Consider the following 22,582-nt stretch of genomic DNA (forward strand, 5'->3'; position numbering starts at 1 on the left):
AATAAATCCATGCCCGTACTTTCTTTTAGACGTAGTTTTGCTTTTCCTTTTCTAAAAGTTTTCGCTTTTGGTTCTATTTTGGTGCTTTTTATTGCGTGTAACGAAAAGAAGGAATTAGCAGTACCACCAATAGAAAATACGCTTTTTCAAGAATTATCCAATGAAAATACCGGCGTAGATTTCAGCAATTCTGTTGAGGCATCCAAACAGTTAAACTTATTCTCTTACATGTACTTTTACAATGGTGGCGGGGTGGCAGCAGGAGATTTAAACGGTGATGGTCTTGATGATATCTATTTTACCGGAAATCAAGTTCAGAACAGGCTATATCTCAACAAAGGTGGTTTTGAGTTTACAGATATTACCAATAATAGCGGCACTAGTGGCGACGTAAATGCGTGGTACACCGGAATAACTTTTGTTGATGTTAATGGAGATGGAAAATTAGATATTTATGTGAGCCAAATTGGAGATATTTTAGGAAATAACGGCCATAACTTACTTTTTATCAATTTAGGAAATGATGAGAATGGCTCTCCTAAATTTAAGGAAAGTGCTAATGAGTTAGGCCTAACCGTAAAAGGTGCCACTACACAGACTGCATTTTTTGATTATGATTTAGATGGTGATCTTGACGCCTACATTATGACGCATTCAAATTTTAACGACGGTGTGCTTCCTCGTGCGGAAAAGCGTTTGATTTCTAGTCCCTATGGCGATAAGTTATTTCGAAACGATGGAGATAAATTTACCGATGTCACTAAAGAATCTGGCATTTATAGTAGCCCGTTAGGTTTTGGACTAGGCATAAGCACAGCCGATATCAACAAAGATGGCTACGCAGATATTTACATCGGAAATGATTTCTATGAAGATGACTATCTATACGTCAACAATGGAGATGGCACCTTCACCGAAGACCTCGCATCTTACATAAAACATACCAGTCGGTTTTCTATGGGCAATGATATTGCCGACATGAACAATGATGCTCTGCCGGATATCTTGTCTTTGGATATGCAGGCCTATGAACCTGAAATTTTGAAAGCCTCTCATGGGGAAGACTCGTATGCTATTTTTAACTACAAACTGTCTTTTGGGTACCAACACCAATACGCCCATAATACCTTTCAACTAAATAGGGACGGAAAGCACTTTAGTGAAATAGCAAGGTTAGCTAGTATTGAAGCTACCGATTGGAGCTGGTCCGTTTTGGCCAATGATTTTGATTTAGATGGCAACAAAGACTTATTCATCACCAACGGCATTTTCAAAAGGAGCAATGACATGGACTATATGCAGTTCTTGTCTGGTGATGAAGTTCAAAAACAACTGCGCTCTGGCAATTACGATTTCAGCGCAGCTTTAACGGATAAAATGCCGAGCTATCCGTTGCAGAATTTTTTCTTTAAGAATAATAATAATGGCCTCAGCTTTAAGAACACATCTACGGAATGGGGCGGCACAAAAAAAGGGTTTTCCAATGGAGCCACATATACAGATTTAGATAACGATGGTGATTTAGACTTGGTCGTCAACAACTTGAACGCCAAAGCATCTATCTTAAAAAATACCACCGTAGAGAACGATAGTCTAAACAAAGGCTACCTAAAAATAAAATTAAAAGGCAAATCCGGTAACAGCTTCGGTATTGGGGGCAAAGTCACTATAAAAAATAAAGGCAAACAGCAGTACCAAGAGTTATTGAATGTTAGGGGTTACCTATCCTCTCCTCCTCCATATCTAAATTTTGCCGTTACCAAGAATACCACAATTGATACCCTTTTGGTGCAGTGGCCCAATAAAGAAGTAACGGTTTTAACGGATGTCAACTCAAATCAAGAAGTAGTTATAATACAAGAGAATTCGCCGGACTTTGAACTTGAAACCAAAGAAGCTCCTAAATCACTTTTCACCGCAATACAAAGCAGCGCACTGGGTGTTAATTACAAACATCAGGAAAATCGGTTTTATGAATTCAACAGAGAACATTTAATTCCACATATGAATTCTACTTGGGGGCCACCTATTGCGGTGGGAGACCTCAACAACGATGGTTTAGATGATTTTTTTGTTGGCGGAGCCCTAAACCAAGCATCTGAAATTTATATGCAGCGATCCAATGGTAAATTCACCAAATCAACCACACTTCAAACTGATGCGCCTTCAGAAGATACCGCTTCAGAACTAGTGGACTTTAACGGTGATGGGTATTTGGACCTTCTTGTTGGTAGCGGTAGTAACCAAGAAATTAAGCCAGACCCTAAAAGCCTCACTCGCCTTTACATAAACAACGGAAGAGGCAACTTTACAAAACAGGGCAATTTCCCAAAAATCTATACCACCGTTTCTGATTTAGCCATTGCTGATTTTGATAAAGATGGCGATAATGATATTTTTATTTCATCACGCTCTGTTCCCGGAAAATATGGCTCATCACCTAACTCTTATTTGCTTAAAAATGATGGGAAAGGAAATTTTTCGGTAGATGTTGAGTCGAAAAAGTATTTTGAAAAATGCGGAATGGCCACTTCTGCCAAATGGGTAGATTTAGATGGTAATGGTTGGGAAGACCTCGTTCTAGTAGGCGAATGGATGCCCATTAAAATATACTACAACCAAAACGGAAACCTTACCGAAGCGAATCCAGAAGCAAACTCATTACAATTTTCAAATGGTTGGTGGAACACAGTGGAATATGGTGATTTTGATAATGATGGGGACCTTGATTTGGTAGCCGGCAACCTTGGACTAAACTCAAAATTAAGGGCAACCGAAAATCAACCCGTGCAGATGTACTATGCCGATTTTGATAAAAACGGATGGCCAGAAGGGGTAACGACCCACTTTATCAATGGAAAAGAACATGTATTTTCCTCCAAGAGCCTTCTAGAAAAACAGATGGTGTACCTCCGTAAAAAGTTTACTACCTACAGTGCCTTTGCCAAGGCTGACTTCAAAGACATTTTTACAGCAGAAGAATTACAGCGCGCCAAGACTTTAAGAGCGTATGAATTCAGAACATGTTTTATTGAAAATCTTGGGGACAAGAAATTTAAACTTACGCCCCTCCCAACGGCGGCGCAATTCTCTACAGTAAATGCCATTCATAAACTGGATTATGACCAAGACGGAAAGTTAGACCTATTACTTGGAGAAAATTTCTATGATGCCAATACAGAACTAGGACGCTACGATGCCGGGTATGGCACTTTTTTGAAAAATAATGGGAATGGTACGTTTAAAGAAAAATCTATCTCCCAATCAGGATTACTCCTAAACAGACAGACAAGGCATATAAAAACCCTTACCAATAAAAAATACGGGAAGTTACTGGTTATCAGCAACAATAATGATAGCCTTCAGTTTTATAGGCAACCTACTTTTAAGTAGTATGTATCTGCGGAGACATTTCTTGTACTGACAGAAACAAAAGTTTAGGCTCCAATAGCTTTCTTTGAATGATTGAAACCTATATCATTTTAAATAAATGAAAAAACAACTTTTTAATTCGCCCGTAATTATATTGGTTTTATCTGTACTCCTATTTTCTAATTGTGGTACAAAAGAAAAACCAACCCAGGTGGAAGAGCAGTCCAACAACTCGCCCAACATCATTCTCTTTGTTTCAGATGACCATGGAACCGATGCAATTGGTGCCTACGGGAATAAAGTCATTAAAACCCCTCACCTAGACCAACTTGCTGCCGAAGGCGTTCGTTTTAATAATGCCTATTGTACCAGTGCTAGTTGTGCCGCAAGTAGGTCCGTTATACTCACTGGACTTTATGGTCATGCTACGGGTTCTTATGGGCATGTTCACGACTACCATCATTTTAGCAGTTACGACAATATAAAATCTTTACCCGTCCTTCTTGAAAATTCAGGTTACGAAACGGCCAGAATTGGCAAATACCACGTTGCGCCAGAATCAGTTTATCATTTTCAAAAAGTTTTGGAGGCAGACCCAAGAAATACGGTAGAAATGGCGGAGCAGTGTAAAGAAATTCTCAATTCCGATAAACCGTTCTTTCTCTATTTCTGTACGGATGATCCGCACCGTGGCGCTCCTTTTGAATCAGACCCATGGAATCTACCGAACAGCTTCGGTAATAAAAAAGAAGGATACGAAGGGGTTGAAACCATTACATATGACCCAAAAGATGTGGTTGTTCCTAGCTTCCTCCCAGATAGTCAAGAAAGCCGTGAAGAAATTGCTCAATACTATCAAAGTGTTTCTAGAATAGACCAAGGTTTTGGCAAGCTCATGAAAATGCTCAAAGAAACGGGCAAGGATAAAAACACTGTCGTTATCTATATTTCGGACAACGGTATGGCTTTCCCAGGTGCTAAAACTACCGTTTACGAACCAGGCATTAAATTACCCTGTATTATAAAAGACCCCTTGGCCAACCTCAAAGGTGGCTCGGTAAACAATGCCCTAATATCATGGACAGACCTTACACCAACGATTTTGGATATGGCAGATGTTACCTACGATTCCAACGATTTTCATGGCAAATCGTTCAAAAAAATACTCGCTGAGGAAAACCCCAAGGGTTGGGATGAGATATATGCTTCTCATACCTTTCATGAAATTACCATGTACTATCCTATGCGGGTTGTAAGGGATAAAAATTACAAGCTTATTAGAAATATTGCCTGGCGACAAGAATACCCATTTGCATCAGACCTTTGGGCTGCATCTACATGGCAAGAGGTATACCGAAGTGATAAGGAATTCTTTGGCAAACGTAAGGTTAAAGACTATCTCTTTAGACCTGAATTTGAATTATTCGACCTATCTAATGACCCAGACGAGAGTAAAAATTTAGCAAATGATAAAAACTATGCAGAGGTTTTAGAAGCTCTAAAAAACAAAATGAAAGCTTTTCAATTAAAAACCAAAGACCCTTGGCTCATTACTTGGGACCATGACAATTCTTTGCAAGGCACCGGTGTAAACCTCTAAAAATATAAGATGAAAAATTTCAAATTTACACAGACAGTTTACTTGTTTGCTATCCTAATTTTCGGGGTATTTAATCTTACGGCACAGCAGACTATTCACATAAAACCCGAAGCAGAGGACATGACACCTATAGTCCGCAAAGCTTTGGAAAATACTACTGATAAGAATCTAACCTTAGTTTTTGAAAAAGCCACTTATAATTTTTTACCTGATTACGCTACTCAGCAATACTCTTATATCACGAACCATGGCAACGGATTAAAAAACATCATTTTTTTATTGGAAGATTTTGATTCGGTAACGATAGAAGGCAATGGTGCTGAATTCATGTTTCACGGTCAAGTAGCTCCTTTTCAGATTCGGAACTGCAATCAATTTGCCGTCAAAAACCTGAAAATGGACTGGGACATTCCTTTTCTTTTTCAAGGGGAAGTGCTAGCCGTAGACAAAATAGAGGGGTGGCGAGACATCAAACCCTTTACTGATGGGTTTTCTTGGGAGCTTAAAAAGGACCGTATTTTCTTCCCTAATGTAGATGGATTTTCATTTCCAGAATTGGGAAGCACATTAGCATTTAATGCTGAATACAAAAGGGTTGCCCATGGTGCTTGGGATATGAGCAGCCGCCCGCGTTGGGTGGAAGAAAGACCTGATGGAGTGCTTCGTTTTCATGAACATTTAAAACAGTATCCGCCAGTCGGTTCTATTTTAAACTCCAAAGGAGACCATGACCACAACCGTTATGCTCCGGCTTTTCAAATTACCTCTTCCAAAAACATCCATTTAGAAGATATCACTATTCACCATGCTTTGGGAATGGGCTTTTTATTTGAACGAACCGAAAATATAACCATCAACAATTGTGGTATTTATGTCCGTGAGGGTTCTGACCGTGTAGTTTCTACGATTGCCGATGCTACTCATTTTGCGAATTGCAAGGGTGATATTCTAATAGAGAATTCGACTTTTAAACATATGTTGGATGATGGCACCAATGTACACGGAACCTATGTGGTTGTAGATAAAATTTTGGATAAACATACTGTACGAGTTTCCCTTCAACATTTTGAACAAATGGGCTTTGAGTTTGCTGCTTCCGATGATGAAGTATGGTTCATTCAGCAACCAAGCCCCAAAAGAGGTTCTGAAAATGTGGTTGCCAATGTTTCCGTTGTTAACGACAAATACTCGGACATCGTTTTTAAAAATGAACTTCCTGCTGATTTAGTCGTGGGAGATATTTTGGAAAACAAAACGTGGAACCCCACTTTCACCATGCGCGGCTGTACCATAAAAGACCACAGGGCACGGAATATTGTTTTAAAAACACCTTTAAAAACCGTTATAGAGAACAACAATTTTTCATCTATGATGTCATCCATTTTCTTTAGGGGAGAAACCTATTTTTGGTATGAATCTGGCGCCGTTGAAGATGTATTGATACAGAATAACAACTTTGAGTATTGTGCTTACAGCGGAATGGAGCATGCTATTTTAAATATCACTCCACGCCTTGGAAAGACTTTTAACCAGACCGAAATATATGACCGCAACATCAGGTTCATCAATAACAACATTAAAACCTTTGATAACCGGATTGTTTGGTCAGACCGCGTTGACGGACTTACCATTTCCGGTAACGTAATTGAACAGACCACCACGGCTTCTTCATTACATCCTGATGGATATCAATTCGATTTTAAAAATTGTATCAACGTAGAGGTTTCAAATAACACCTATAAAGGGAATGCAGATAAAGTTCTTAAATTAGAAGGAACATCTACTGAAAAGGTAAAATACAAGCGTAATAAAGGGTTTGCCAAAATTAAAAAATAGTAAATCCTTTATTCTCTATTAGTTAACTGTTTTGGGCTTTAAGCCCCACAAATGCGTGGTTTGAATAGCCGCAGACATAATATTTACCCTTGACGACAAAAAAACTTCAATGAACCTATAAATTGGCTCTTATAAAATGACCTCGTCAAACTATTAGAAAACTATGCGAAAAATTATAGCCAATTGGTCCGTTCTTATTTTAGCCATTATTTCAACAACTAGTTACGCCCAGCAAAACAATGGCGAGCAAGTGCTTTTTACAACTTCTATTTCAGAAGATGCTACTCCTGCAGTTCTAGCGAGAATAATGACAGCCGATAAAAATCCTATTTCTGAAATAAAGTTTGAGAAAGGCACCTATCACTTTTATCCGGATAAGGCATACGAACGTTTCACTCGTATTTCTAACCATGATGATGTTATGGCAAAAATGGCACTGCCCCTTATTGGCTTTAAAAACCTGGTTATAGACGGCCAAGGTTCTACCTTTATTTACCATGGCAGAATGATTCCTTTCTTAATAGAAGGTTCTGAAAACATTACAATCCAGAATGTTACTGTAGATTGGGCTATGTCTTTTCACAGCGAGGGCACTATCGTAGCCAACGATGAAAAAAACAACACTTTTGACATCCATTTTTCGGACGAGTATCCATATGAGATCAGGAATGAACAACTCATCTTTCTAAAAGAATACTATGAGCACGACCTTGGGCAATCCATTCTTTACGACCCTGAACGAAAAGCAATTGCTTTTAATACCGAAGCTTATACTTCCATTACCACTATTAGGAATTCCAAAGTACAGCACAACTTTGATAAAATAGAATACAAATACAAAGTAGACCCACGCTCCAAAGTAGAAAAAGTTAGAGGTAAAGAAAACAATTTAAGAGTTGAGGAACTAAAACCCGGCACCCTTCGCATATACAATCACAAGAAAAAACTACCTCCAGTAGGCATGATTATGGTTTGTAAAGGAGACCAAAGCCTAAATAGGCTGGCACCTGCATTCCGTGTTACGGGGACGGATAGTTTCAATATTAATAATGTAACAGTACACCATGCGGGTGGTATGGGCCTGATTGCAGAGAACTCCTCTGATCTTATCTTAGATGGTTTTCACGTAAAACCTTCAAATGGCAGAATGGTATCTACCTCTGCGGATGCTACCCATTTTGTAGGTTGCCGTGGTAAAGTGGTATTAAAAAACTGTACGTTCAACAATCAATTGGATGATGCCACCAACGTACATGGCACTTACCAAGAGATAATTGACATTCTAGGTGAAAAAAGTATTGGGGTACGCATAGGCCACGCGCAGCAACAGGGTTTTACTATTGGAAAAGTGAATGACACTATTGGCTTGGTTCGTTTGGCAGACTCATTTTTTGCATACAGCCATCTGACACTTAAAAATATAAAAGAAATAAATGGTAGATATCAAATCATCACTTTTAAGGAACCGCTTCCCGAAAATTTAAAAGTGGGTGATTTAATAGAAAATTTAGAGGCTTACCCTGAGCTGTTGGTTCAAAACTGTGATATTAGCCGGAATAGGGCTCGTGGGTTATTAATTTCAAATCCGAAGAAAACCCTTATCGAGAATAATTTCTTCAGTACTGAAATGGAGGCTATCTTAGTACCGGTTGAGAGCAGCCATTGGTTTGAGTCTGGTAATGCTGCCAATTTAACCATTAGAAACAATACGTTTCAAGACAATCAACATAGTGGGCACAACAGAGGGGTAATTCGTTTTGTTACGGATGATGACAACAACAACATCGCCTTTAAAAATATTCAAATAATTGATAATGTATTCAATCAGTTTGACAACATGATATTGGAAATTTCGAATGTTGATGGATTAGTGTTTGAAGGAAACAAGATTACTAACTCAGGCACCTTCCCAATGTTATATCCTGAAAACCCTGCTATACGAGTGAAGGCTTCTAAAGATGTTGTTTTCAAAAAAAATGAATACAAAGGAAAAGCTGAAAACATTCTGGAGAAAGATGACTCCATGCCCAAACTAAAGTTTAGATAATACAACATTCCAGTAAACCTAAATTAATAGCATGTCACATTTAAAAGCTGCATCACGATTATTAACAGCAATTCTATTTGTAACCGGATTTTCTTCTTTTGCCCAAGAAAAACCGAATATCATCTATATCCTAACCGATGATTTGGGTTATGGAGACATAGGTGCTTTTTTTCAAAATCAAAGAAAAGAAAACAATGACCGTAGCGAACCTTATACATTAACTCCACATTTGGACAAAATGGCTTCGGAAGGCGCTATGCTTACCCATCATTACACGGCTGCACCAGTTTGTGCTCCTTCGCGTTCATCAGTTCTTTTAGGAGTTAGCCAAGGACATGCCAATGTACGAGATGGTCAGTTTGACAAGGCTCTAGCCGACAATAACACCCTTGGAAATGTAATGCAGCGCGCAGGATACAAGACAGCCGCAATTGGCAAGTGGGGTTTACAAGGGTCTAGCCGCTGGTCTAAAAATGGAGATTCTTGGCCCGCACATCCCAACAATAGAGGTTTTGATTACTACTATGGCTATATACGTCATAGGGATGGTCATGAGCATTATCCTGTTGAAGGTGTTTATCGTGGTAAAAAAGAAGTCTATGAAAATAAAAATGAGGTAAGTGAAGGTTTAGATAAGTGTTATACAGGCGATTTATGGACAGCCGTTGCTAAAAAATGGATTGTAGAACAGGTGCAGGAAAAAGAAAAGCAAGAACCTTTCTTTATGTACTTAGCTTTTGATACTCCCCATGCTGTTCTAGAACTCGCAACGCAAGCCTACCCCGAAGGAGGAGGTTTAAATGGCGGATTGCAATGGGTTGGAAAACCAGGAAATATGATTAACACAGCTTCAGGTGAAGTGGATTCATACATTCACCCAGATTACGCCAATATTACCTATGACCATGATGAAGACTCAAGTACTCCGGAAGTCGCCTGGCCAGATGTATACAAGCGATACGCAAGTAGCACACGACGGATCGATAACGAAGTGGGCGATTTACTGCAACTGTTGAAAGACCTTAATATTGACGAAAATACGTTGGTCGTTTTCAATTCGGACAACGGACCTTCTATGGAATCTTATTTGGAAGAAGAATATGCTGCCAACTTTTTCAATAGTTTCGGTCCTTTTGATGGTATTAAAAGAGATGTTCTTGAAGGTGGAGAACGCACACCGTTAATAGCACGTTGGCCAACGAAAATACCCTCTGGTAAAGTCATAGCGTCGCCAAGTATAGCTTATGATTGGTTACCTACATTTACTGAAGCAGCTGGTTATCCTGCTCCTGTTAATAGTGATGGTGTTTCGCTTCTACCTAGCCTAACCGGAAAAGGCAAACAACAGGAAAGCCTTATTTACGTAGAATACAATCAAAGCGGTAACACTCCCGAATACGAAGAATTTGCCACCAATAATCGTGGAAGACATAGAAAACAAATGCAAATGATGCGCGAAGGAGATATTGTAGGGTTACGATACAATATCCAGGGAGCAGATGATGACTTTGAATTCTATAATGTTGTGGAAGACACCCACCAAACCACAAATCTGGCTACTTTACCAAATATGGAGGCACTTCAGGTTCAAATGAAAGAACGCGCGCTTCAGGTTCGCATGCCGGATACCACGGCCTCAAGACCTTATGATAATGCTGCAGTCCCCTCAATTTCCGTACACAATGTAAAAAATGGCCTAAAATGGACTGCTTTTGCAGATGAAACACCTTGGTTGCCTAAAATTGATAATTTAACTCCTGATGCTGAAGGCACAGTTAGCTTACCTACAGTTGAAAAAATTGAAAACAAAGGCGATGTCTTTCTTTTTGAAGGCTTTATTAAAGTTCCTACCAATGGCAAGTACACCTTTTCCCTAACCTCATCCAACAAAGCCTTTGTACGCATTCACGAGGCAGCTGTGATAGATGCCGGTTACGGTTACAAAGACGGCTCTATTAAAGAAGGTACCATGAACTTAAAAGCAGGATACCATCCCATAAGAGTTTACTTCAAGAAGAAAGCAGGAACAAAGAACAATCTTGATTTACAGTGGACCGGACCATCAATTGAAAAAGGTCAAATACCTGAATCTGCATTTTACGCTATCAATTAAATTACAAAATGAAAAATATCTTCTTTTTAGCAGTTCTCTTTATCAGTATGTTTAAAGGAATAGCACAAGAACAACCTAATATTGTATTACTATTTGTAGATGATTACGGTTGGGCCGATGTGGGTTTTAGAAATACAAAGTTCCACACGCCCAATATTGACCAACTCAAAAAAGACGGTTTTAATTTTGAACGTGCCTACATTGCTACCCCAACCTGTAGCCCTAGTAGAGCTTCACTATTAACAGGTAAAGAACCAGTACGCTTTCAAATGGTACGCCATATTATTGACAGTAAAGAGAAGGCGGCGAAAAATAACGTCCCTGGTGGAAAATACAATTTATGGCCTACAGACCCTGTACAGATGCCTTCAAGAAATTGGTTGCCATTGGAGGAAGTCACCTATGCGGAGCGACTGAAAGAATTTGGTTACTACAATATGTTTATTGGTAAATGGCACCTTGGCAGTGAAAAATACCATCCGGTACATCAAGGTTTTGATGCACAATACGGCACAGGAGACCATGGCCACCCCGGAAACTACTATGCACCTTTCTTTAAAACGGGAAACCCCTTACCTAACTTTCCAGAAGGCACATACCTTACCGATGTTCTTACCGATGGCGCGGAAAAATTTATAGGCGATTATAATAAAGAACAACCCTTTATGCTATCTCTTTGGTACTATAACGTACATGGTCCGCACATTGGCCGAAACGATTGGGTCGAACGCTATGAAAAAGAGGGTCTAAGCGGTAAAGACGCACAATATGCAGCAATGGTAAGCGCCATGGATGAATCCGTAGGAAAAGTCAGAAAGGCACTTGACGAAAAGGGAATTGCAGAAAATACTGTTGTAATTTTACTATCTGACCAAGGTGGTTATTTCAGTAATGCTCCCTTATCCGGTGGAAAAACAGGTGGTAACACTTTAGGCGAAGGTGGTGCAAGAGTTCCTTTTATCATCAAGTATCCTGGAGTTACAATGCCCGGTATTTCATGTGACGTTCCCGTACAATCAATTGACGTCTTCCCTACTTTGGTAGAAATTGCATCAGGTAAAAAATCAAAGTCAAAAGATATTCAAGGCAAAAGTTTGATGCCTCTCCTACAAGGCAAGAAATTCAAAGAACGTAATCTATTTTTCTTCCGCAGTTATGAAGACCAATATACCGCCATTATGAACGGCGATTGGAAAATGGTTAAATACCACAGTGGTCGTCACGATTTGTTCAATATCAAAAACGATAGAAGCGAATCTAGAAACCTCATTGATATAGAAGTTGACCAAGCCAAGAAAATGAAGAAACAGCTTAAAAAGTGGGAGAAAGAAGCCGTTCCAGAGTTTTAAACCAAATACAAACGAGATACAATACATGAAATTGGAAGCAATGAAAAAAATAATAACGACTGGTATTTTTATAATCTTTACCTGTTTGACCTTCGCTCAAGAGAAGCCAAATATTATCTGGCTCATGGCCGAAGATATGAGTATTGATCTTGAGTGTTACGGTATGAAAGGTGTAAAAACTCCCAATCTGAATAAGATGGCAGAGGAAGGCGTTAAATTCGAAAACTGCTTTGTAACCAACCCTATTTGTTCCCCTAGTCGTTCTGCAATGCTTACGGGAACGCATCAGGTAAAAATAAATGCACATCATCATAGAAGCAATAGAGATGTTCCTTTAGACCCGCAGTTTAAACCTTTTACTTATTGGTTGCGAGAAGCAGGTTATACTACTATTTTAGGACATCATGGTGTCATGGGACAAGGTCGTAAAATAGATGCTAATTTTAAACATGAACCTATAGGTCCGTGGGATGGAAAAACACAGTTCGGGATTTTCGACAAGTACGATACGTTTGAGAAAGAAGACCAACCATTTTTTGCGCAAATTCAACTTGTGGCTAGTCACAGAGGCGATTGGTGGGACGAGGTTCGAGAAAATTCAAAACACCCTGTTAACCCTGCCGATGTGGAACTCCCAAAATTCATGGCCGATGACCCAGTAATTCGTTTGGACTGGGCGAAATATCTAGACCAAATAGAATTTTTGGACAATGAGGTAGGAATGATTTTTCAAGAATTGGAAGATAAGGGAATGGCCGACAATACTGTTGTTATCTTTATTGGGGATAACGGCCGGTGCAATATTCGTGGAAAAGGATATCTTCAAGACCCAGGATTGCACATTCCACTTATCGTTTATTACCCAAAAGATTTAAAAGCAGGCCAAATTAGGAAAGATGTAGTTTCTGCCACGGATATTACGGCAACAGTATTAGATTTTGCCGATATAAAAGTTCCCGAATACATGACCGGAAAACCGATTTTCGATAAGGATTTTAAACGCGATTATGTGTACGGAGCCCGTGATCTTTGGGACGAGATAGAAGAAAAATCCCGCGCTATTACCTCTGGTGATTGGAAATACATCCGTAATGATATGCCAGAAGTTCCGTATGATGCGCGTCAGGCCTATTTAGAGTTCTACCGCCCTGCAGTTCATAGAATGCGTACGCTAAAAGCAGAAGGAAAACTTAATGAAAGTCAAAAGTTATTCTTTGCCCCTAACAAGGATAAAGAAGAATTATATGACCTTAAGAACGATCCGCAAGAATTAAACAACTTAGCAAAAAACCCTAAGTATGTAGATGTATTGCAAAAGATGCGCGATAAGACTTTGGCATATGATGAAGAAATGAGACCCGTAGGCTCAGAATATCATCCTGTACATGCTATTTCTGTGGATGCCCTAAAATGGGTGAAAGAAAAAAGACCGGAAGAATACCAGAAGATGGTAGATGGTGAAGAAATAGGGTTTAAAAAAGCCGTTCAAGGGTATAAAGAAAGCCTGAAATAAGAAGTTTAATGTAGTTGTGTTAGTGAGTTTATCACGCTAGTTTGTTTAGAAGTCCTCAGTACATATGTTGCTGGGGACTTTTTTTTATTTTCCTATTGAATTACCCTTTTCTGGGCCTACTATTAAGTTTGTGCATGTAACTCACAATAAAGTAACGCCCCAGACTTTCGGAGGTAGTCTCTTCAAAATAGTTGGTTGTACTACGTCTGTAGATATCTATATTTTTATCAAGCAAATCAATAAACAACAACTTTAAAACGTGACTTTTTTGTTTTGAAAAGGCATATGATACAGTGGCGTTCCAAAGCGGAATGTTCTCATTAGACGCAAAAGCATTATCCGTGTAAATAAAATAATCAAATTGGGTATTGAAGTTCACTTTCTTCCCCAAATCACAATCAAGCATAGAAAAATACTGTTGTTTAGTGTACTTTCTATCTAAATCACGCTCTATAGAGAATGAGGTATTATTCACACTATAAGTAGCGCCAGCTTTTATATCTACCAGGCTTTTATTATTGTTCTCTAACGTTCCGCTAAACAAAAAATCTTTGGAGGTTACCTCATTAAGCTGAAAGTTGATAATAGCATTATTCGCATTAAAAAAGTTGCGATTTCTAAACGAGTAGCGTATGCCCAGACTTTTTATTCTCTGACTAAAACCCAGAGTTGCATTCAGCCTGCGCTTAACTCCATTATTCTCATAACTCAACGTTCTTATATAATCATCATCTACATCAACACTTTTAATAATAGCATCCTTTGAATATTGATACTGTAACCGCGTATTAAAGCTAAACGAGGATTTGAAATCATGAATTATGGCAGAGAGAGTAAGTGCATCCATCTTTTCAGCCACAAGGTCCGGATTCCCTTTTCGTATAGAGAAAGGATTTAAATCGTTAACCACCGTAGAACTCTCAATAGGGCGTGGTCTTCGGATGTTCTTTTTATAATTAAACCTATATTTCTGACCTCTTTTAGGAATATACTGCACGGTTGCCATGGGGTTAACGAACAACCGATCCGTAACTGCTGCCGTCTCATTCACCACACCAAATGAACGTATCACATCTTGTAATTCCATTGCGGTGTAGGTATTGATTTTTCTTGTAGTATAACTATGTGCTAAACGGGTCTGGTAATTATTTTCATTATGGTCGTAGTCGTATTCTAAAATCTCTTCTTTGTTATTGCCACTTATAGTGGTCTTATTCTGATAGACATTTTCCCTATCTACCTTATTGCTCATGTAAGACTCTATCTTCATGTAATGATTGCCCCCAAGAGGTTCGGTATATTTGAAGTTGAAATTTACAATAGAAGTATTCAGTTTCTGATCACGAATAGTATTAAGTTCTTTTATTGATTCCTTAGGCGTATTTACACGTCTGGTTATTAACGTATTCTGGTCGTTTTTCATGGCAGAACTATTAAAAGAAGTTTTGAGTCCCGTAGCTAGGCTCCTGCCCTTCTTTCTTAGTTTTTGATAAAAATTGATACCCAAATTGGCGCGTTTTCTATCCCGATCAACATTAGAGAGATTATCATTTTTAGTACTGAGTTCTTCCTCTTTAAAATAGCGCCCCATACGATTAGAGTAGCTTTTTATATCATCGGAAATCAATTGTCCCTTAACGATAAGACTATTGTTAGGGTTGGATTTATTCTTGTAATCTAGATTTACATTGTGATTATCTTTTGTATTTATATATTCATTTTCGGCCACGTAATCAAAATTATTGGCGTTGGAAAAAGTAATTCGTTTTGATACCGAAGTACCATCATTCTTAGAATGGTTATAGAAATAATCTCCGTTCAAAGACTTTTTCTCTTTAAACTCATGCCCCACATTTACCCCTGCCACTCCTGTATTTAGGAAACCGCTTAAGCTTTTTGTTTTTTGGGCCGTGTTCTGTTCTTCTTCATCATCACCATCGCCATCAACACCATCTGCATTCTTTAAAAAATCTTGAATATTAGACCCTGTTATGTTGATATTATTGGTTTTACCGATTATAGAAAATTGTGTTTTAGAAGTGAATTTATTATAGTTGAGATTCCCAAAATATCTATTATCAAGTCCAGCTCCTGCAGACACCTTTCCGAAACCATTATTTTTTTTGGATTCTTTTAAAGTAAAATTTATAACCACTTCTTTGTTTCCATCAGCAACGCCTGTTAGTTCAGATTCATCGCTTTTCTTATCTATAATTTCCACGTTGGCAATGGCATCTGCAGATAAATTTTTAAGCACTATAGATGGATCACCACCAAAGAATTCCTTACCATCAATCATAATTTTGGTAACCTCGTTGCCTTGTGCATTTACCTTGCCATCAGAATCTATTTCCAGTCCCGGAATTTTATTTAGTAACTCTTCCAGGTTATCATCTGGATCCACTTTAAAAGAATTAGTACTGAAAGCTATAGTATCCTGTTTTATCTGCACTGGCACAACTGCAGTTAAGGTAACCCCTTCCAATTCATATGTATCTTCTACAAGAGTTAAGTTTCCAAAATCAAGAGTTTCCCCGGTGTATGAAATGTTCTTGTATAATGAGATATAACCCAATGAAGAAATATTCAATATGTAATCTCCCTTCTGCGCATCTGTAATTTTGAAATCTCCATGTACATCTGTAACGGTATAATCCACATAAGTAGAATCCTTCACACTCAGCAATACTACTGCAACAGCTTCCAAAGGTTCTGAACCCTCTGAAATTACTTTGCCAGAAATAGCGTCCGAAGATTGCGCCTGTATTAAAGAAAAGAAAAAAAAGGAAAACACATTTACAAAAACAGTCTTCCATAGACAATGCATCATAAACCCAAAATATATTACAGCCCTCACGAGCAAAGTCTAAAGATAATTTGAAGTAAATGAACAGGTGTACATAAGAGTACAAGAAATGTATTGTGGAGTACAAATTCTGCCTAACTTATGATCAATTTGCTTTAACTATGCAACATATGGTCAAGGGCATAAACTATACGAGGTAAAATAACTACATTGCCTAGTGCTTTACTTTGTAGGATATTGGACTAACAATACAACTTATTTTAAGTAGTTGTAAAACCCAAAAATTGATCATATCAATTTTAAAATTAAAGAACACCACTATGAAATTACGCTTTACATCTATCTTTTCATTTCTATTTGCCATTGCCCTATTCTTATCTTTAGGTTCTTGCAAAGAAGAAGCAAAAACGGTAAACAAAAACGACGCAAAAAAAGAACAGAAGCCCAATATTATCTATATTTTAGCCGACGACCTTGGTTATGGCGACCTAAGCTCCTATGGACAGGAAAAGTTTAAAACGCCACGTATTGATGAATTAGCAAAAAGAGGTATAACCTTTACCCAACACTACAGCGGTGCACCAGTTTGTGCGCCAGCAAGATCATCTCTCATGACGGGACAGCATACCGGTCATACCCCAATTAGAGGCAATAAAGAGCTTGAAGGCGAAGGGCAAACACCTTTACCCGGTAATTCAGTAACTATTGCCGAGTTGATGAAAACCGCAGGCTATACCACAGGAGCTTTTGGAAAATGGGGATTAGGTTTTATTGGTTCCGAAGGCGACCCTGTAGCACAAGGTTTTGATGAATTTTATGGGTACAATTGCCAGCGTATGGCCCACAGATATTACCCACCCCATTTATGGCACAATGAAGATAAGATTCTATTGGAAGGCAACGATTGGACAAAAACAGAAACGTATGCGCCAGACAAAATTCAGGAAGCCACATTAGAATTTATTGAAAAAAATAAAGAGAAGCCATTTTTTGCTTACGTACCTTTTGTACTGCCTCATGCAGAGTTAATTTCACCCAATGATTCTATCTTCAACAAGTTTAAAGATTCATTTGATGAAACTCCCTTTACCGCAGAAAACGATTTCACATCAGATTACGGTCCTAATATTGTTCACATGGAATACGCGCCACAACTTAAGCCACACGCCGCATTTGCTTCTATGGTATATCGTATGGATGTATATGTTGGCCAAATTTTGGACAAACTAGTGGAACTTGGTATTGAAGATAACACCATTGTTATGTTCGCAAGCGATAATGGACCACATGCAGAAGGCGGTGCCGATCCAGAATTTTTTAATAGTTCCGGTGGTTTAAGAGGAATTAAAAGAGACCTGTACGAAGGCGGCATACGCTCTCCGTTCATAGTAACATGGCCTAATAAAATTAAGGCCGGAACAACATCTGATCACGTTTCCGCTTTTTGGGATGTTATGCCTACGCTTGGTGAAATCACTAAGGTAGATGTTCCTGCCAGTAGTGATGGTATCTCATTTTTACCTACTCTTTTGGACAAAGACAATCAAAAAGAACATAACCACTTGTATTGGGAATTTCCAATTCAGCAAGGTCGAAAAGCCGTACGTAAAGGAGATTGGAAAGGGGTTATTTATAACTTCAATAAAAAACCACAAGGTATATTTGAGCTTTACAACTTAGCTGATGATGAATCGGAAACTAAAAACGTAGCCAACCAACACCCAGAAATAGTTGAAGAAATGAAGCAAATCATGGAAAACGAGAGTGAGGCATCAGAACTGTTCCCATTTAATTAATTCTGAATCTCACCACTAAACCAACCAGCTATGACCTCTTATAAATTCACTTTACTTTTTATACTTTTCTCGTTTTGCCTTACTGCTCAGGAGATAAACCATATTACTCATGGACCAATTCTTGGGCATGTTACCCAAAATTCGGTTCGGGTTTGGGGCAGAACAGCTTCACCAGGAACATTTGAGGTGAAATACAAGAAAAAAGAAGGTTCAGATAGCTTCAAAAACATTCCGGTCAAAACCCTCTTAGCAGATGATAATACAGGTTGGGTAACCTTAACCAATTTATCTCCTGACACGAAGTACACCTATCATCTGTCTATCAACGGAAAACAAAGTAAAGAAGGTAGTTTTAGAACGTTACCTGCTGCGGCTGACTATGCCAACGAAAAATATAATCCTGAAGGTCTCTTTAATTTTAAATTCGAGTTTGGTTCTTGTGCAAGTCAGAATCCGGCTAATGGCATTGGTCCAAGTCTACCCACCTACACTACCATGTTGGACGAGGTCAAAAACGATATCAACTTTGCGGTTATGAATGGCGATTGGCTGTACGAGGAAAAAAGAGACTACCCTGCTTCTGAGTGGCGCAAGACTCAAAACATTCAAGAAAAAGAGCAGCCAGACCTTGTTACCAATGCCCCTACGGTAGTTGGGGTTTGGGAGAATTACAAATCGTATTTAGATAAAGCGGACAATCTAGCAGAATGGCACAGAAATGTCCCTTCATATTTCACTTTTGACGACCATGAGCTCATCAATGATATCTGGGGTGCAGGCACCGCTGGCAGAAGGGATAGAAGAACTGTTTTTAGAGATATTGCCACAGCCGCTTGGTATGATTATTTGGGATGGGCCGATCCCGTAATATTTAAACAGGACATACATTTTGGAAAGGCAAAATTCAAAAAAAACTCTGATATTTTAGTGGATTCGAAAGCCAATTTTACTGAACTTGATTATTCAGAAATGGATAATCTTCATGTACATTGGGGAACGCCAACAGCTGGTGTAGATGATATTGTTTTGGACTCCCTTCATTTTGGGAACCCGAATTCAAAAGTATATGACATTGTAGAAGTCATCAACAAAAATAAAATCCGCATTGACCCACCTGCGGTTGCCAATGGCACGGGTAATTATTCCATCGCCCGGAAATCATACTCCAAATTTACGGTAGGAAACAGTGACTTTTTTCTTCTAGACACCAAGACCAACCGCCAATGGCACGATACTCAGAACAGAGATAAACCTGGACTTAGTTTGCTAGGCAAAGACCAATTGGCATGGTTAAAAGAGGAAATGAAAAACAGTAAAGCAGATTTCTTATTCCTATTTTCATCAGTACCTTTTATGATTCCCCATGTAGGTGCAAGTGGTTACGCCATGGCCAGTAACAAAGATGAATCATGGACCGTTTTTCTTGATGAACGCGAGAAACTTATAGATTTCTGGGAAACTTTAGATCAACCGGTATTTGTTCTTACAGGCGATCTTCACAATAGTTTTGCTGTAAAAATTACGGACCAAATTTGGGAGTTCTGCTCAGGACCACACAATTCGGTTAACCACAGGTTATCTGATGAAGGAGGCCGTCCAAAATCGGGTTTATATCAATTTGACAAAAGAGAAATGGACATTCGTTGGTCCAGCTTTGTATTAGATGACATTCCTAGACCCGAACGTCTTTATCCTCACTATTGCGTGGTACAGCTTAACAATGTATTCAATAACCCTCAAAAATTAGGCGACAAACGTTGGGTTGCCTATGAACATCCGCAGGTAATTTTTCAGTTTTTCGATGGAAGAACCGGAGAACTACGCTATTCAGAAACCGTATCAACCAAAAGAACCAAAAGCTTAAAAAAATGAAAAACAGATTTCAGTATGTATTCTTCTTTTCTCTGCTGACACTTTCTGGTTACGCCCAAAAGACCAACCAGAATAGTGAGGACAAAAGGCCCAATGTAATTCTAATTATGGTGGATGACCTTGGCTATGAAGGAATTGGTAGTTACGGCGGAACTTCGTACAACACACCAAATATTGACAAGCTTGCCGCAACAGGCATGCAATTCAACCAAGCATACGCCCAACCCCTATGTACGCCTACTCGAGTAAAACTTATGACTGGGCTGTACAATTTTAGGAATTGGGAAGCCTTTGGAATTTTGAATCCAAAACAAAAAACATTTGGCCACATCATGCAAGATGCCGGTTATGCCACGTGCATGGTGGGTAAATGGCAATTGCAAAGTTATGACCCGCCTGGTTATCCCGGAGGTGAGCACAGAAGGGGAATTGGCATGAAAGTAGAAGATGCTGGTTTTGATGAATACAGCATGTTTCACGCCTTCCACACAGAAGATAAAGGCTCCCGATTTGCCAACCCCACAATTTACCAAAACGGCAAATTCTTGGAAGGTACTGACGGTAAATACGGTCCAGACATATTTTCTGATTATTTAAATGACTTCGTAGGCCGTCAAAATGACAAACCATTTTTTGTGTATTATCCAATGGCGTTAACGCACGGTCCGTTCAACCCAACCCCTAATAGCGATGATTGGAAATATGCCGAAAAAAGACTTGATGACGAGACGGTATATTTCAAAGATATGGTGGAGTATCTAGATAAGATTATTGGAGAGATTGTAAATAACCTTGAGAAAAAGGGGCTTCGTGAAGACACACTTTTAATGCTCTATTCCGATAATGGAACACACCAAACTATATTTTCCAAAATGGGAGATCGAATGGTTCAAGGTGGTAAAGGTTTAACAACAGAAGCTGGTATTAAAGTTCCGTTTATTGCAAATTGGCCCGGTCATATAAAAGAAGGCAGCGCATCAAATGAGTTTATTGATGCCATAGATTTTATGCCCACTATTCTTGAAGCCACAAACACTCCGACCCCTGCCGGTTTTGAGTCCGACGGCGAAAGTTTTTTACCGGTCTTAAAAGGAGAACCTGTTGAACGCAGGGATTGGGTTTTTATGAGCTATGACCCTAAACCGGGTTGGGACAAAAAGCAATTTGCGCCAGCAGAATTTGTTCTAAACGAAAACTACAAGCTTTATGGAGATGGTAGGTTTTACAATACCAAAAATGATGTTTTAGAAAAGGAACCCTTAGCGGTAGACAAACTATCTTCTCAGGAGAAAGAACTAAAAGAAAAATTTCAAACGGTATTAAATTCTTTAAGAAAATATCCAACATACGGATGGGTCGAGCGTCTGGCTCCTGAGTTTGATTCATTGGTTTCAACACATGCCCGCATTGAATTGGTAGCAGAAGGTTTTAATTGGTCCGAAGGTCCTGTATGGCTACCAAAAGAGCAGAAACTTATCTTTTCCGATGTTCCGGAAAACAAAATCTATGAATGGGATAATTTAGACGGATTAAGTTTATATATGGCTCCTTCCGGTGATACGGGTATCGAAAAAGGTAGTAACGGCAAAGGTTCCAACGGACTTATTCTTAACCCAGAAGGGGGATTAATACTGTGCCAAGTAGGCGACCGTAGAATTAGTAAACTCACAAGTTTGACGGATTCTCTTCACCCTAAATTTGAACCCGTCATTACCAATTTTAAGGGTAACAAGTTCAACTCGCCTAACGATATGGATTATGACCAAGATGGAAATCTATATTTTACCGACCCTTCTTTTGGTTTAGGTGATGGCAAAAGTGACATTGGTTTCAACGGAGTCTATTTTTATGGGAAAAACAAAGAATTAGTTCTTTTGGATGACGCTATAAAAGCTCCTAACGGTATTGCCGTATCCAACGACAATAAGACTTTATATGTTGCTGATTCTTTTAAGGAACAACCTAAAATCTTAGCATACGACATTGTTGGGAATGGAAAGGTATCCAACAAAAGAATATTTTTTGATGCTACTAAATTACGTGAAGCAAGTATTAGCAAACAATCTCCGGACGGAATGAAGATTGATGACAAGGGTAATATTTTCTTAGCGGGGCCTGATGGTGTTTTGGTTATTTCTCCCAAAGGCAAGCATTTAGGAACTATCAGAACCGATAAAAATACAGGTAATTGTGAATTTAGTGATGATGGCAGATACCTATTCATTACTGCAGATAATTATCTTTTAAGAGTAAACCTTAGACCATATTCCAAATAAAC

11 protein-coding genes are annotated in these 22,582 nt (G+C 38.8%); 10 read left to right on the forward strand and 1 reads right to left on the reverse strand.

The window, feature by feature from the left end:
- The first annotated feature begins 9 nt into the window (after nucleotides 1–9).
- From IWC72_RS03685 to IWC72_RS03715, 7 genes are all read left to right on the forward strand, one after another.
- Nucleotides 10–3,393: a VCBS repeat-containing protein gene (locus IWC72_RS03685; RefSeq protein WP_194528854.1), complete on the forward strand. Its 3,384-nt coding sequence runs from the start codon at nucleotides 10–12 to the stop codon at nucleotides 3,391–3,393.
- A 97-nt stretch (nucleotides 3,394–3,490) separates the two neighbouring features.
- Entirely contained in the window at nucleotides 3,491–4,972 is a 1,482-nt protein-coding gene (locus IWC72_RS03690) for a sulfatase family protein (protein WP_194528855.1), read from the forward strand.
- Nucleotides 4,973–4,981: 9 nt separating this feature from the next.
- Nucleotides 4,982–6,808 (forward strand): alpha-1,3-galactosidase-related protein, encoded by a 1,827-nt coding sequence (locus IWC72_RS03695; RefSeq protein ID WP_194528856.1) that lies wholly within the window; start codon nucleotides 4,982–4,984, stop codon nucleotides 6,806–6,808.
- Between the two features lie 163 nt (nucleotides 6,809–6,971).
- Nucleotides 6,972–8,855 carry a right-handed parallel beta-helix repeat-containing protein gene (locus IWC72_RS03700; protein WP_226979481.1) on the forward strand — a complete coding sequence of 628 codons (1,884 nt, stop codon included), beginning with the start codon at nucleotides 6,972–6,974 and terminating at the stop codon, nucleotides 8,853–8,855.
- Nucleotides 8,856–8,886: 31 nt separating this feature from the next.
- Nucleotides 8,887–10,968, forward strand: coding sequence for a sulfatase-like hydrolase/transferase (locus IWC72_RS03705; RefSeq protein ID WP_194528857.1), 2,082 nt, complete (start codon nucleotides 8,887–8,889; stop codon nucleotides 10,966–10,968).
- An 8-nt stretch (nucleotides 10,969–10,976) separates the two neighbouring features.
- Nucleotides 10,977–12,317, forward strand: coding sequence for a sulfatase (locus IWC72_RS03710; RefSeq protein WP_194528858.1), 1,341 nt, complete (start codon nucleotides 10,977–10,979; stop codon nucleotides 12,315–12,317).
- 40 nt (nucleotides 12,318–12,357) lie between these two features.
- Entirely contained in the window at nucleotides 12,358–13,830 is a 1,473-nt protein-coding gene (locus IWC72_RS03715) for a sulfatase-like hydrolase/transferase (RefSeq protein WP_194528859.1), read from the forward strand.
- A 100-nt stretch (nucleotides 13,831–13,930) separates the two neighbouring features.
- Here the strand turns inward: IWC72_RS03715 and IWC72_RS03720 are convergent, their stop codons facing one another.
- Complete coding sequence (locus tag IWC72_RS03720; RefSeq protein ID WP_194528860.1) at nucleotides 13,931–16,660, reverse strand: outer membrane beta-barrel protein; 2,730 nt, start codon at nucleotides 16,658–16,660, stop codon at nucleotides 13,931–13,933.
- A 296-nt stretch (nucleotides 16,661–16,956) separates the two neighbouring features.
- On the opposite strand from IWC72_RS03720, the gene IWC72_RS03725 reads away from it, so the two are divergent.
- From IWC72_RS03725 to IWC72_RS03735, 3 genes are read left to right on the forward strand one after another with little or no spacing between them, the layout of a single operon-like run.
- On the forward strand, nucleotides 16,957–18,432 hold the full coding sequence (locus IWC72_RS03725; protein ID WP_194528861.1) for an arylsulfatase: 1,476 nt from the start codon (nucleotides 16,957–16,959) through the stop codon (nucleotides 18,430–18,432).
- Between the two features lie 30 nt (nucleotides 18,433–18,462).
- Nucleotides 18,463–20,304, forward strand: a complete 1,842-nt coding sequence (locus IWC72_RS03730) for an alkaline phosphatase D family protein (RefSeq protein WP_194528862.1) — start codon at nucleotides 18,463–18,465, stop codon at nucleotides 20,302–20,304.
- Nucleotides 20,301–22,580, forward strand: a complete 2,280-nt coding sequence (locus IWC72_RS03735; protein WP_194528863.1) for a sulfatase-like hydrolase/transferase — start codon at nucleotides 20,301–20,303, stop codon at nucleotides 22,578–22,580. Before IWC72_RS03730 ends, IWC72_RS03735 begins: the two co-directional genes overlap by 4 nt.
- The last annotated feature ends 2 nt before the right edge of the window (nucleotides 22,581–22,582 follow it).

The sequence above is a fragment of the Zobellia roscoffensis genome, from assembly GCF_015330165.1.
In the GTDB taxonomy this organism is placed as follows: Bacteria; Bacteroidota; Bacteroidia; order Flavobacteriales; family Flavobacteriaceae; genus Zobellia; species Zobellia roscoffensis.

What these genes read in the sequence shown, in the direction of transcription:
- IWC72_RS03715 (WP_194528859.1), top strand. Translation starts at nt 12,358, where the DNA reads ATGAAAAAAATAATAACGACTGGTATTTTTATAATCTTTACCTGTTTG.
- IWC72_RS03710 (WP_194528858.1), top strand. Translation starts at nt 10,977, where the DNA reads ATGAAAAATATCTTCTTTTTAGCAGTTCTCTTTATCAGTATGTTTAAA.
- IWC72_RS03725 (WP_194528861.1), top strand. Translation starts at nt 16,957, where the DNA reads ATGAAATTACGCTTTACATCTATCTTTTCATTTCTATTTGCCATTGCC.
- IWC72_RS03700 (WP_226979481.1), top strand. Translation starts at nt 6,972, where the DNA reads ATGCGAAAAATTATAGCCAATTGGTCCGTTCTTATTTTAGCCATTATT.
- IWC72_RS03705 (WP_194528857.1), top strand. Translation starts at nt 8,887, where the DNA reads ATGTCACATTTAAAAGCTGCATCACGATTATTAACAGCAATTCTATTT.
- IWC72_RS03695 (WP_194528856.1), top strand. Translation starts at nt 4,982, where the DNA reads ATGAAAAATTTCAAATTTACACAGACAGTTTACTTGTTTGCTATCCTA.
- IWC72_RS03730 (WP_194528862.1), top strand. Translation starts at nt 18,463, where the DNA reads ATGACCTCTTATAAATTCACTTTACTTTTTATACTTTTCTCGTTTTGC.
- IWC72_RS03685 (WP_194528854.1), top strand. Translation starts at nt 10, where the DNA reads ATGCCCGTACTTTCTTTTAGACGTAGTTTTGCTTTTCCTTTTCTAAAA.
- IWC72_RS03735 (WP_194528863.1), top strand. Translation starts at nt 20,301, where the DNA reads ATGAAAAACAGATTTCAGTATGTATTCTTCTTTTCTCTGCTGACACTT.
- IWC72_RS03690 (WP_194528855.1), top strand. Translation starts at nt 3,491, where the DNA reads ATGAAAAAACAACTTTTTAATTCGCCCGTAATTATATTGGTTTTATCT.
- IWC72_RS03720 (WP_194528860.1), bottom strand. Translation starts at nt 16,660, where the DNA reads ATGATGCATTGTCTATGGAAGACTGTTTTTGTAAATGTGTTTTCCTTT.